Annotated in this window: 9 protein-coding genes; all 9 read left to right on the top strand. The window is 70.4% G+C overall.

Annotated features, from left to right (window positions below; translation table 11 throughout):
* The first annotated feature begins 30 nt into the window (after positions 1–30).
* The 9 genes from ABD709_RS02440 (at position 31) to ABD709_RS02400 (ending at position 12791) form a co-directional block, all read left to right on the top strand.
* On the top strand, positions 31–798 hold the full coding sequence (locus ABD709_RS02440; protein ID WP_344772200.1) for an IclR family transcriptional regulator: 768 nt from the start codon (positions 31–33) through the stop codon (positions 796–798).
* 123 nt (positions 799–921) lie between these two features.
* Positions 922–2400 (top strand): aldehyde dehydrogenase family protein, encoded by a 1479-nt coding sequence (locus tag ABD709_RS02435; protein WP_344772199.1) that lies wholly within the window; start codon positions 922–924, stop codon positions 2398–2400.
* Positions 2401–2413: 13 nt separating this feature from the next.
* On the top strand, positions 2414–4111 hold the full coding sequence (betA, locus tag ABD709_RS02430) for a choline dehydrogenase (RefSeq protein ID WP_344772198.1): 1698 nt from the start codon (positions 2414–2416) through the stop codon (positions 4109–4111).
* Positions 4108–5175: a quaternary amine ABC transporter ATP-binding protein gene (locus tag ABD709_RS02425; RefSeq protein ID WP_344772197.1), complete on the top strand. Its 1068-nt coding sequence runs from the start codon at positions 4108–4110 to the stop codon at positions 5173–5175. Before betA ends, ABD709_RS02425 begins: the two co-directional genes overlap by 4 nt.
* Positions 5172–7310: an ABC transporter permease gene (locus tag ABD709_RS02420; RefSeq protein ID WP_344772196.1), complete on the top strand. Its 2139-nt coding sequence runs from the start codon at positions 5172–5174 to the stop codon at positions 7308–7310. Before ABD709_RS02425 ends, ABD709_RS02420 begins: the two co-directional genes overlap by 4 nt.
* Before the next feature lie 56 nt (positions 7311–7366).
* On the top strand, positions 7367–8329 hold the full coding sequence (locus tag ABD709_RS02415; RefSeq protein WP_344772195.1) for an ABC transporter substrate-binding protein: 963 nt from the start codon (positions 7367–7369) through the stop codon (positions 8327–8329).
* Between the two features lie 160 nt (positions 8330–8489).
* Complete coding sequence (locus ABD709_RS02410) at positions 8490–11027, top strand: GcvT family protein (protein ID WP_344772194.1); 2538 nt, start codon at positions 8490–8492, stop codon at positions 11025–11027.
* 7 nt (positions 11028–11034) lie between these two features.
* Positions 11035–11808 (top strand): electron transfer flavoprotein subunit beta/FixA family protein, encoded by a 774-nt coding sequence (locus ABD709_RS02405; protein WP_344772193.1) that lies wholly within the window; start codon positions 11035–11037, stop codon positions 11806–11808.
* The gene (locus ABD709_RS02400) at positions 11805–12791 is read left to right on the top strand and encodes an electron transfer flavoprotein subunit alpha/FixB family protein (RefSeq protein ID WP_344772192.1); all 987 of its coding nucleotides are present in this window, start codon (positions 11805–11807) and stop codon (positions 12789–12791) included. Before ABD709_RS02405 ends, ABD709_RS02400 begins: the two co-directional genes overlap by 4 nt.
* Positions 12792–12798 lie beyond the last annotated feature (7 nt).

The following is a 12798-nucleotide window of genomic DNA, read 5'->3' as shown; positions in this document are numbered from 1 at the left end:
GGGTTGCGTCCTGCCCTCTAGTGTTGCGCCATGGGGAACGCCGAGGCTGCGAACGTGCAGTCCGTGGATCGTGCCATCACGATCCTCGAGGTGCTCGCGCGGGTGGGCACGGCGGGCGTCACGGAGATCGCCGCCGAGCTCGGCGTGCACAAGTCGACGGCGTTCCGCCTGGTGGCCACGCTCGAGGCGCACCGGCTGGTCGAGCAGGCGGGTGACCGCGGCCGCTACAGCCTCGGCGTCGGCCTGCTCCGGCTGGCCGGCGCGACCACGGCGCGGCTCGACCTCGTCCAGGAGGCCAGGCCCGTGTGCCGTCAGCTGGCCGCCGACACCGGCGAGACGGTGAACCTGACGGTGCTCGCCGAGCACTCGGCGCTCTACCTCGACCAGGTGGCGGGCTCCTCCGCCCTCCAGTCCCACAACTGGGTCGGGCAGCACATCCCGCTGCATGCCACCAGCAACGGCAAGGTGCTGCTCTGCGAGATGGAGCAGGACCGGCTCGACGAGTCCCTCGGCTCGCTGTCGCGCTTCACGCCCACGACGATCACCCGCAAGGCGGAGCTGCGCGCCGAGCTCGGACGGGTCCGCGAGCAGGGCTACGCGCTCGCCGTCGACGAGCTCGAGATCGGTCTCGCCGCGGTGGCCGCGCCGATCCGCAACGCGCACGGCGACATCGTCGCGTCGATCAGCGTCTCGGGCCCGACCTTCCGCCTGGCCGGCGAGCGGATGGAGTCGGTGATCCCGATGTGCGTGGCCGCTGCGGACGAGGTCTCGCACCGGCTCGGGTGGGGCATCCGCTAGGTAACGGCTGGGACTCGGTCCTTGACGCCGACGCCCCGTCGCACCATTCTCGTGGCAAGAGAAGACGCGCATAGGGCAACGCGTTGCATCATGCGCAACGATCTCCCGAGGACAGGGTGACCCTTGGCTGAGCTCTACATCGACGGCACGTGGGTCAGCGCGCGCGGAGGCGGGCGCCGGGAGATCCGGTGCCCCGCCGACGGCTCGCTGGTCGCGACGGTCGACGAGGCCGGCGAGGAGGACACCCGCGCCGCCATCGACGCGGCGCACCGCGCGTTCCACGAAGGCCCGTGGCCCCGGACGCCGGCGCGCGAGCGCGGCGACCTGCTGCTCGCGGTCGCCGACCTGCTGGTGCGCGACAAGGCAGAGCTCGCGCGGATGGAGTCGCTGGACACCGGCAAGCGGCTGGTCGAGTCGGAGTACGACATCGACGACGTCGTCGGGGTGTTCCGCCACTACGGACGGATCGCCGCCGAGGAAGGGGGCCGGGTCGTCGACACCGGCAACCCCGACGTCGTCAGCCGGATCGTGCACGAGCCGGTCGGCGTCTGCGGCCTGATCGCCCCGTGGAACTATCCGCTGCTCCAGGTGTCGTGGAAGGTCGCGCCCTGCCTGGCGGCGGGGAACACGTTCGTGCTCAAGCCGAGCGAGCTCACGCCCCACACGTCGATCCACCTGATGCGGCTCCTGGAGGAGGCCGGGCTCCCGGCAGGTGCCGGCAACCTGGTCCTCGGCGCCGGCCCGGACGCGGGCGCGCCCCTGTCCGAGGACCCCCGTGTCGACCTGGTCTCCTTCACCGGCGGCCTGGCGACCGGGCGGCGGATCATGGCAGCCGCCGCGCCGACGGTGAAGAAGGTCGCGCTCGAGCTCGGCGGCAAGAACCCCAACATCGTCTTCGCCGACGCCGACCTCGACGTCGCCCTCGACTTCGCCCTGACGGCGGTCTTCCTGCACTCCGGGCAGGTCTGCTCCGCGGGCGCCCGCCTGCTCGTCGAGGAGTCGATCCACGACGCGTTCGTCGACCGGCTGGTCGAGCGCGCGGAGCGGATCCGGCTCGGCGGGCCGTTCGACGACAAGGCCGAGACCGGGCCGCTCACCAGCGCCGCGCACCGCGACAAGGTCGAGGCGTACGTCGCCGCCGGGCTCGCCGAGGGGGCGGTGCTGCGCTGCGGCGGGCGGCGTCCCGACGACGCCGAGCACCCAGGCCTGGCCGACGGGTTCTACTACCTGCCGACGATCCTCGACGGCTGCACCAGCGACATGTCCGTCACCCAGGACGAGTCCTTCGGGCCGGTGCTCACCGTCGAGACCTTCAGCGGCGAGGACGACGCGGTCGCGACGGCCAACGACAGCATCTACGGGCTCGCGGGTGCGGTCTGGACCCAGGACGCCGGGCGGGCCCAGCGGGTCGCCGCGCGGCTGCGGATGGGCACGGTGTGGATCAACGACTACCACCCCTACGTGCCACAGGCCGAGTGGGGCGGCTTCAAGCAGTCCGGCACCGGCCGCGAGCTCGGCCTCGCCGGCCTCGAGGAGTACCGCGAGACCAAGCACGTGTGGCACAACATCCGGCCCGCCGAGCAGCGCTGGTTCGCGGGCTAGGCGGGGAGGTCGGATGACGACGGAGCGGTACGACTACGTGATCGTGGGGGGCGGCTCCGCGGGCTGCGCCCTGGCCAACCGGCTCTCGGCCGACCCGGGCACCTCGGTGCTGGTCCTGGAGGCGGGACGGTCCGACTACAAGATCGACCCCCTCATCCACATGCCGGCCGCGCTGCCCTTCCCCATCGGCAGCCGTCTCTACGACTGGCGCTACGAGACGGACCCCGAGCCCGACCTCGGCGGTCGCAAGGTCTTCCACGCCCGCGGCAAGATCCTCGGCGGCTCCAGCAGCATCAACGGGATGATCTTCCAGCGCGGCAACCCGCTCGACTACGAGCGCTGGGCGCGCGAGCCGGGGATGAAGGAGTGGGACTACCTCCACTGCCTTCCCTACTTCAAGAAGATGGAGACCTGTCTCGCCGGGGCCGACGACTGGCGCGGCGGTGACGGGCCGCTCAAGCTCGAACGCGGCCCCGCGACCAATCCGTTGTTCGATGCGTTCTTCACGGCCACCACCGAGGCCGGCTACCACCTGACCGACGACGTCAACGGCTACCGGCAGGAGGGCTTCGCGAAGTTCGACCGCAACGTCTACCGCGGTCGGCGCTACTCCGCGGCGCGCGCCTACCTGCATCCCGTGCGCAACCGGAAGAACCTCACGATCCGCACCCTCGCGCTGGTCACCGGGGTCCGCTTCCGCGGCAACCGCGCGGTCGGCGTGGACTACTCACGCGCGCGGCGGATGCACAGCGTCGATGCCGGCGAGGTGATCCTGTGCGGCGGCGCGATCAACACACCGCAGCTGATGCAGCTCTCCGGCGTCGGCGACGAGAAGCTTCTGCGCGAGCAGGGCGTCGACGTCGTGCACCACCTGCCCGGCGTCGGCGAGAACCTGCAGGACCACCTCGAGGTCTACATCCAGTACGCCTCCAAGCTGCCCGTCTCGATCGCGCCCGGCCTGGCCTGGCACCAGCGGCCGAAGATCGCGTGGCAGTGGCTCTTCCAGCGCAAGGGGCTCGGTGCCACCAACCACTTCGAGGGCGGTGGCTTCGCGCGCAGCAACGACGAGGTCGACTACCCCAACCTGATGTTCCATTTCCTGCCGATCGCGATCCGCTACGACGGGACGTCGCCGGTCGAGGGGCACGGCTACCAGGTGCACATCGGCCCGATGTACGCCGACACGCGCGGCTGGGTCCGGATCCGGTCCCGCGACCCGCGGGTGCACCCGTCGATCCGGTTCAACTACCTGTCCACGGCGACCGACCGCAAGGAGTGGGTCGAGGCGGTGCGGGTCGCGCGCGACATCCTCAACCAGCCGGCGTTCGCGCCCTACAACAAGGGCGAGATCTCACCCGGGCCTTCGGTGGCCACCGACGAGGAGATCCTGGAGTGGGTCCGCGCCGACGCCGAGACCGCCCTGCACCCGTCCTGCACCGCGAAGATGGGCGTCGACGACATGGCGGTCGTCGATCCGACGACCATGCAGGTGCACGGCGTCGAGGGGCTCCGCGTCGTCGACGCCTCGGTCTTCCCCTTCGTCACCAACGGCAACATCTACGCGCCCGTGATGATGGTCGCCGAGAAGGCTGCCGACCTGATTGCCGGAAACACGCCCCTCCCGCCGGCGGACGTGCCCTACTACCGCTACCGGGACGGCATGCCGCTCTATCCGCCCGGCGACCCGCGCAACCGTGAGGAACAGCCATGACGACGATCGAGCAGTCACCCGCCGCGAGCACCACCGACGCACCCGCGGTGCACGTCGACGGCCTCTGGAAGATCTTCGGTCCGCGCGCCGACAAGATCATGCAGAGCGACGAGGCGAAGCTGTCGCGCAAGGAGCTCCAGGAGAAGACCGGTCACGTCGTCGGCGTGCGGGACGTCTCCTTCGACGTCGCGCCCGGCGAGGTCTTCGTCGTCATGGGCCTGTCCGGCTCCGGCAAGTCGACGCTCGTCCGCCTGCTGACCAGGCTCATCGAGCCCACGTCGGGCACCGTCCAGCTCTACGGCGAGGACATCACCGCGATGTCCGACAAGGCGCTGCTCGACACCCGGCGTCGCAAGGTGTCGATGGTCTTCCAGCACTTCGGGCTGCTCCCCCACCGCAAGGTCATCGACAACGTCGCGTTCGGCCTGGAGGTTCGCGGCGAGGGCAAGGGCAACCGGCGCAACCGCGCCCAGGAGATGGTCGACCTGGTCGGGCTCTCCGGCTACGAGAACAACTTCCCCGACCAGCTCTCGGGCGGCATGCAGCAACGGGTGGGGCTGGCCCGGGCGCTGGCCGCCGACCCGGACATCCTGATGTTCGACGAGCCGTTCTCCGCCCTGGACCCGCTGATCCGCCGCGACATGCAGAACGAGGTGATCCGCCTCCACGAGGAGGTGGGCAAGACGATGGTCTTCATCACCCACGACCTCGCCGAGGCGCTCAAGCTGGGCGACCGGATCCTGATCATGCGCGACGGCGAGGTCGTCCAGATCGGCACGCCCGACGAGGTCGTGGCTGCGCCGGCCGACGAGTACGTGCGCGACTTCGTCAGCGACGTGCCCCGCTCGCACGTGCTGACCCTCAAGTGGGTGATGCGCGAGCCCGACGGCTCCGCGGTCGACGGCCCGGTGGTCCGCTCCGACCAGATCGTGCGCGACGCGGCCCGCGTGGTCCTCGACCACCACGGGCCGTGCCGCGTCGTGGACGCCGACGACAAGGTCGTCGGCGTCGTCGACGACGAGGACATCCTGCGCGTCGTGGTCGCGGAGGAGGACGCGTCATGACCGCGCCCACGCTCTCGCGGCCGGATCCGCCGCCGTACGACCAGGGCTCGAGCACCAAGGAGGAGCAGCCGTACGTCGAGCAGGGGCGCAAGCGCTACACCGGTTGGAAGCTGCTCGCGATCCTCGGCGTGTGGGTGGGCCTCTACTTCGCGTTCAAGGGCAAGGCGACCAAGGCCCTCGGGCTGCAGGACACCACCACGGTCCACGACAAGTTCAACGAGGCCCGCGACTGGGTGCAGTTCCAGGGCAAGGACAACTGGTTCCTCGGCGGTGTGCTCGGCGCCATCGGCGACTTCCTGAACTGGGCCTTCGAGAACCTCCAGCAGCTCATCAGCATCCCGGCCTTCCCCCGCCCGGTCCCCGAGATCGGCTGGGTCGGCGTGATCGCGATCGCCGTGTGGGTGGCCTACGTGCTCGCCGGTTTGCGGTCGACGATCCTGGTCGGTCTGTCGCTGGCGGTGTTCGGCGTGTTCGGGCTGTGGACCGACAGCATGGACACCGTCATCGTCACCTTCCTCGCGGTCCTGTTCTGCATCGTGCTGGGTCTGCCGGTGGGGATCCTGATGGCGCGCAGCAAGGCCGTCTCGGCCGTGGTGACCCCGGTGCTCGACGTGATGCAGACCTTCCCGCCGTTCTGCTACCTGGCACCGGTCGCCCTCTTCTTCGGCATCGGCCCGGCTTCCGCGCTCGTCCTCACCTTCGCCTACGCGATCCCGCCGCTGATCCGGATCACCGAGCACGGCATCCGGTCCGTGTCGCCGACGACCGTCGAGGCGGCGCGGTCCATGGGGCTCACCCGAGGCCAGATGCTGCGCCAGGTCCAGCTGCCGATGGCACGCCGCACGATCGTGGTCGGCATCAACCAGGCGATGATGGCGGCGCTCTCGATGGCAACGATCGCCGGGCTGGTCAACGGACCGGGGCTGGGTAAGGACGTGCTCGCGGCCCTCCAGACACTGAACGTCGGAGCGGCGTCGGTCGCCGGCCTCGCGATCGTGGTGATGGCGATCATGCTGGACCGCACCACGACCGCAGCCAGCGAGCGCTCGGCCGGGAGGGACGGCGTGGCGTCGGTGAGCGGGCCCGGCGTGATGCTGACCGGCGTCGTCCTCGAGCACCTGCCCCGGTGGGCCACCGAGGACGCCGGGAAGGGGCAGCGGCTGCCTCGGCTGACCAAGGCGGGCCGGTGGCTGCTCCTCACCCTGCTGCTGCTCCCCGTCCTCTTCCTCGTGTGGCTCTCCCGCTACCGCACCGAGTTCGCGATCTTCCCCGACGTCAGCAACACGCCTGTCCTGAAGTACCTGAGCGGCCCGAAGCTCACCGGGTACATCAACGACTTCACGGACTGGTTCGTCGGTGCTGTCGACTCGTTCACCAGTGCGTTGAAGGACGACATCACGAAGTGGGCGATCGACCCGCTCCAGAACCTGCTGTCGGAGTCGCCCTGGTTCGTGATGGCCGCAGTCCTGCTGGCGCTCGCCTACGTCCTGGGCGGGTGGCGCCCGACGGTGATCACGTTGGCCTGCGAGGCCGTCATCTACTGGACCGGCCTCTGGAACGACACCATGGTCACCCTGGCCATGACCCTGATCGCGACCGCTCTGGTGATGCTGTTCGCCGTCGTCCTCGGCATCGCCATGGGACGCAACCGGCGCGCCGACCTGGTGATCCGCCCGTTCCTCGACGCGTTCCAGGTCATCCCGCCCTTCGTCTACCTCGTCCCCGCGCTGGCGCTGTTCCAGCCCACCCGGTTCACCGCGATCGTCGCGGCGGTCGCCTACGCCGTGCCCATCGCGACGAAGCTCGTCGCCGACGGCATCCGCGGGGTGTCGCCCACCACCGTCGAGGCGGCACGAGCCAGCGGGAGCACGACCTGGCAGGTGATCTCGAAGGTGCAGCTGCCGATGGCACGCGAGGCGCTCGTCCTCGCCACCAACCAGGGGCTTCTCTACGTGCTGTCGATGGTCGTCATCGGCGGCATGGTCGGCGGCGGCAGCCTCGGCTACATCGTCGTGTCGGGGTTCTCGCAGACCCAGCTGTTCGGCAAGGGACTCGCGGCGGGCATCGCGATCGCCGCGCTCGGGATCATGCTCGACCGGATCGCGCGCTACGCCGCGGCGAGGTCCGGGCGATGAACAACCCACTCACCAGAGCTCTCCGCGGAGGACGCGGAGCGAGGAAAGGAACATCCATGGCACGAGGAACACGACCCCTCACCTACGCCGCCCTCGCCTCCCTCGTGGGCCTCGGCCTGTCGGCGTGCGGCAGCAGCGACATCAAGGACTCCGCGTCCAGCGGGGGCGGCGACTGCGGCGACCTGAACATTGCGGTCAATCCCTGGACGGGCTACGTCTCCAACGCCCACGTCATCGGCTACATCGCCCAGACCGAGCTCGGGTGCCACGTCTCCTACCCGGACGTGAAGGAGGAGGTCGGCTGGCAGGGCATGGCCGACGGCAGCATCGACACGATCGTCGAGAACTGGGGCCACGACGACCTGAAGAAGAAGTACATCGACGAGCAGGGCTCCGTCGAGGACGCCGGGCTGACCGGCAACGACGGCATCATCGGCTGGTACGTCCCGCCGTGGATGGTCAAGGAGTACCCGGACATCCTCGACTGGCACAACCTGAACAAGTACGCCGGCCTCTTCAAGACCTCGGAGTCCGACGGCAAGGGTCAGCTGCTCGACGGCGACCCGTCCTACGTGACGAACGACGAGGCACTGGTCGAGAACCTCGACCTCGACTACAAGGTCGTCGTCGGCGGTAGTGAGGCCGCGCTGATCGAGAGCTTCCGGTCGGCGGAGAAGAACCACACCCCGCTGCTCGCCTACTTCTACGAGCCGCAGTGGTTCTTCAACGAGATGGACCTCCAGCGGGTCCAGCTGCCGCCGTACAAGACCGGCTGCGACTCCGACCCGGCCAAGGTCGACTGCGACTACCCGCCCTACAAGCTCGACAAGCTGATCTCGACCGACTTCGCGAACTCCGGCTCGCCGGCGGTCGACCTCATCAAGAACTTCAACTGGACCAACGAGGACCAGAACACGGTCTCGACGTACATCGCCCAGGACGGCATGGACCCCGACGCCGCTGCGAAGAAGTGGGTCGACGCCAACCAGGACCTCGTCGACCAGTGGCTGGGCCGCTGACCGGACCCGGCTGATCCCCGGGGGAGCAGAGAAGCACCACCCGCGCCCGGTCGGGGCATTGACACCCCGGCCGGGCGCGAGTGATTCTAGGGTTGTCTCGCATAACGCATTCGGTTGCGCATAACGCAACACACGGCACGAACCGGAAAGAGGCCCGCCCATGGCCACCGTCCCCTCCACCGCACGCGTCGTCGTGATCGGCGCCGGCATCGTCGGCAACAGCCTCGTGCACCACCTGGCGCAGCTCGGCTGGCGCGACATCGTGCAGATCGACCAGGGACCGCTGCCCAACCCGGGCGGGTCCACCGGCCACGCGTCGAACTTCATCTTCACCGTCGACCACTCCCGCGAGATCACCGACCTGACGCTGGACTCGGTGCGCCAGTACAAGGAGATGGGCGTCTTCACCCAGTCCGGCGGCTTCGAGATCGCCCGGACCGAGGAGCGGATGGAGGAGCTGCGCCGCCGGATGTCGAGCGCGAAGGCGTGGGGCATCGAGGCCGAGCTCGTCGACCCCGCGTTCGTGAAGGAGAAGGTCCCCTTCATCGAGACCGACCAGTTCATCGGCGCCTTCTGGACACCCGGCGTCGGCGTGGTCGACTCGCTGCGCGCCGGCACGATCATGCGCGAGAGCGCTGCGGAGCTGGGCGCGCTGACGACGGTGCCGAACGTCGAGGTGCTCGGCATGGACGTCGAAGAAGGCCGCGTCCGCCGGGTGCGGACGGACCAGGGCGACATCGAGACCGAGTACGTCGTGATCGCCGCCGGCGTCTGGAGCCCCAAGCTCGGCGACATGGCCGGCGTCAGCATCCCGCTGACCCCTGCCGTGCACCAGATGATCAGCGTCGGCCCCTGCCCGCAGCTGGCCGAGCGCGAGGGCGAGATCTCGTTCCCGATCGTGCGCGACATGGACACGTTCTGCTACGAGCGCCAGCACGGCGCCGACATGGAGGTCGGCTCCTACGCCCACCGGGCGATCCTCCACGAGCCGGAGGAGATCCCCAGCCTCGAGCAGGCCAAGCTCTCGCCGACGGAGATGCCGTTCACCTCCGACGACTTCGACCCCCAGCTCGAGCAGGCCTACGAGCTGATGCCCGAGCTGCTCGGCGCCGAGGGCGCCGAGATGCGCTACGCCATCAACGGCCTGCTGTCGCTCACCTGCGACGGCTCCCCCATCCTCGGCGAGAGCCACGTCAAGGGCCTCTGGACGGCGGCAGCGGTCTGGATCAAGGAGGGTCCCGGCGTCGGCCGCGCCGTGGCCGAGTGGATGACCCACGGGTACTCCGAGATCGACGTCTCCCACAGCGACATCGCCCGGTTCCACCAGCACCAGCTGCGCCGGGAGCACACCCGGCTGCGCACGACCGAGTCCTTCATCAAGACCTACGGGATCATCCATCCCGCCGAGCAGTACGAGTCCGACCGGGAGCAGCGCCTCTCGCCCATGTACGAGTCGCAGAAGAAGCTCGGCGCGTTCTTCTACGAGACCGCCGGCTGGGAGCGGCCGCACTGGTACGAGTCCAACGCCAACCTCCTCGAGGAGTACGGCGACGCGGTCATGCCGCGCGAGCACGAGTGGGACTCGCGCTGGTGGAGCCCGATCATCAACGCCGAGCACCTGCGGATGCGCGAGGCGGCAGGGGTGATCGACCTGTCCGCGTTCCAGGTGCTCGACATCGTCGGCCCCGGCGCGCTCGACACCGTCCAGCGCACCTGCGTGGCGCAGTGCGACGTCGCCGTCGGCAAGGTCGTCTACACCCCCGTCCTCAACCCGGCCGGCGGCTTCGTCTCCGACCTGACGGTGATGCGCCTCGGCGACGACCACTTCCGGGTGGTCACCGGCGGTGCGCACGGACCGGTGGACCGCAAGACGTTCGGGGACCAGCTCGACCTCGTCGACCAGGGCGCCGGCGAGACCACGCTGACCGACGTCACCGACGACGTCTCGACCATCGGCCTGTGGGGCCCGCGGGCCCGGGACATCCTGTCCTCGCTCACCTCCGCGGACGTCTCCGACGAGGGGTTCGGGTTCCTGACCTGCCGCGAGATCCCGGTCCGCACCGCGAGCGGCGAGGAGATCACCGTCCTGGCCTCGCGGATCTCCTACGTCGGCGAGCTGGGCTGGGAGCTCTACGTGAGCATGGCCGACGCGGCCGCGCTCTGGGAGACGCTGCTCGACGCCGGAGCCGCGCACGGAGCGGTCCCGGTCGGCATCGGCGTCTACGGCACGACCGGCCGGATCGAGAAGGGCTACCGCGCCTACGGCTTCGAGCTCGACGCGGAGCGGACCATCGTCGAGGCGGGGATGCAGCGGCCGAAGGTGAAGGCTGCCGACTTCGTCGGCAAGGAGGCCTACCTGGCGCAGCGCGAGCAGGACCCGAAGGCCGTGCTGTGCACGCTGGTGGTGGAGGACCACACGTCCGCGTCCGGCACGAAGCGCTACATGCTCGGCGGCGAGCCCATACTGACCCGGGAGGGCGGCATGCTGACGGACGGTCACGGGCACCACCCCTACGTCACCACCGCCGGGTCGGCCCCCTCGCTCGGCAAGCACCTGCTGATGGCCTACCTGCCTCCCGAGGAGGCGGTGATCGGCAACGAGCTCGCCGTGTCCTACATGGAGGAGCTCTACCCGGTGAGCGTCGGCTCGGTGGACGCGACCGCCCTGCTCGACCCGCACAACGAGCGGATCCGGTGACCCGGCCGTGACGAACGTCCTGGTCTGCGTGAAGCGGGTGGTCGACTCCTCGGGGGAGGTCGTCCTCTCCGAGGACGCCCAGTCCGTCGACGGCCGCTACGCCGGCTTCACGGTCAGCAAGCACGAGGAGTGCGCGGTCGAGCTCGCCGTGCAGGCGACCGCCTCGACGGGAGGCACGGCGACGGTGCTCACCCTCGGTGAGCCGGACGCGGTCGAGCAGCTGCGCTCGGCCCTGGCGGTCGGCTGCACCGCGGCGGTGCACGTCGAGGCCGACCCGTCGGCGTACGGGCCGGCCGACGTCGCTCGCGAGGTCGCCGCGGTGGTCCGTGACCACGAGGCTGCCGGGCGGTCGCACGACCTGGTCCTGCTCGGCAACGACGCGGCCGACAGCGGCGACTTCCAGGTCGGCATCCGGCTCGCCTACGAGCTGGGCCGGCCGGTCGTCAACGGCGCCGCGACCGTCGAGGTCGCCGACGGCGAGGTCGTCGCCGGCGTCGCGGGCCCGGACGGTCACGAGACCTACCGCGTGCCGCTGCCGGCCGTGGTCACCGTGCTCGAGGGCGGCGTCGAGCCGCGCTACCCCACGGTGCCCGGCCGGATGAAGGCCAAGAAGGTGGAGATCGAGCACCGGACACCTGCCGTCGACCCGGTCGGGCCCAAGCGGGTGCGCCTGCTGCTGCCACCGCCGCAGCCGAGCAAGGTCGACGTGCTGGGTCGGGGCGCCGACGCGGCCCCTGCGGTCGTTGACCTCTTCGAGCGACTGGGGGTGCTGGCCCGATGATCGTCGTACTGGTGGAGACCGACGCCGACGGCGCCGCCGAGATGTCGCGGGAGGCCATCGCCTTCGCGCGCGGGCTGTCCGCTGCCGGCGGAGGCGTCCCGATCGACGCGGTCGTGGTCGGCGAGCTCCCGTGCTCCAGCGAGCAGCTGGCCGGGCAGCTGGCGACGTACGGCGTCCGCGACGTCTACCACGCCACGGGCGAGGCGTTCGGTGCGTACGGCGGCGCCGCCTGGGCCAGCGCGGTGCAGTCGGTCCGCGACTCCACGCGCGCGGTGGTCGTCACCGCCGCCGGCACGCCGCGCGGGATGGAGGTGCTGGCGCACCTGGCCGCGCGCCTCGGCGTGGCGATGGCGGCGAACGTGGTCTCGTTCGAGGGCCTGTCGCCGTTCACCGTCACCCGCCAGGTCGTCGGCGGGGCGGCACTGGAGGAGATGGTGCTCGACGAGCGGCCGGCGGTCTTCACGATCGCGGGGCACGCGGTCGAGGCACAGCCCGCGGAGAGCCCCGGTGCGGGGAACCTGGTCGAGGTGGCGCCGGAGGTGGCGGCAGCCGACCTCGTGGCACGCGTCGTCTCCGCGGAGCCACCGGCGGCGGACCTGTCGGGCGACCTGAAGTCCGCGCGCGTGGTGGTGGGAGCCGGCCGGGGCGCCGGCGGCGCCGACGGGTTCGGCGACCTGCTCGAGCTGACCGAGCTGCTCGGCGGCTCGCTCGGCGTCTCGCGGGTCGTCACCAGCCTGGGCTGGCGGCCGCACCACGAGCAGATCGGCCAGACCGGCAGCCGGATCTCCCCCGACCTCTACATCGCCTGCGGCATCTCCGGCGCGATCCAGCACTGGGCGGGGTGCGCGAGCTCGAAGGCGATCCTCGCCATCAACACCGACGCGGAGGCGCCGATGGTGGCGAAGGCGGACTACGCCGTCATCGGCGACCTGCACGAGATCGTGCCCGCCATCAACGCCGAGCTGCGCAAGCGGAAGGGCTGACGGTCCT

This window comes from Nocardioides panacisoli (genome assembly GCF_039537325.1).
GTDB classification, from domain to species: domain Bacteria; phylum Actinomycetota; class Actinomycetes; order Propionibacteriales; family Nocardioidaceae; genus Nocardioides; species Nocardioides panacisoli.
This window is presented reverse-complemented; position numbering and strand designations above follow the sequence as displayed.

What these genes read in the sequence shown, in the direction of transcription:
- ABD709_RS02440 (WP_344772200.1), top strand. Translation starts at nt 31, where the DNA reads ATGGGGAACGCCGAGGCTGCGAACGTGCAGTCCGTGGATCGTGCCATC.
- betA (WP_344772198.1), top strand. Translation starts at nt 2,414, where the DNA reads ATGACGACGGAGCGGTACGACTACGTGATCGTGGGGGGCGGCTCCGCG.
- ABD709_RS02425 (WP_344772197.1), top strand. Translation starts at nt 4,108, where the DNA reads ATGACGACGATCGAGCAGTCACCCGCCGCGAGCACCACCGACGCACCC.
- ABD709_RS02420 (WP_344772196.1), top strand. Translation starts at nt 5,172, where the DNA reads ATGACCGCGCCCACGCTCTCGCGGCCGGATCCGCCGCCGTACGACCAG.
- ABD709_RS02415 (WP_344772195.1), top strand. Translation starts at nt 7,367, where the DNA reads ATGGCACGAGGAACACGACCCCTCACCTACGCCGCCCTCGCCTCCCTC.
- ABD709_RS02410 (WP_344772194.1), top strand. Translation starts at nt 8,490, where the DNA reads ATGGCCACCGTCCCCTCCACCGCACGCGTCGTCGTGATCGGCGCCGGC.
- ABD709_RS02400 (WP_344772192.1), top strand. Translation starts at nt 11,805, where the DNA reads ATGATCGTCGTACTGGTGGAGACCGACGCCGACGGCGCCGCCGAGATG.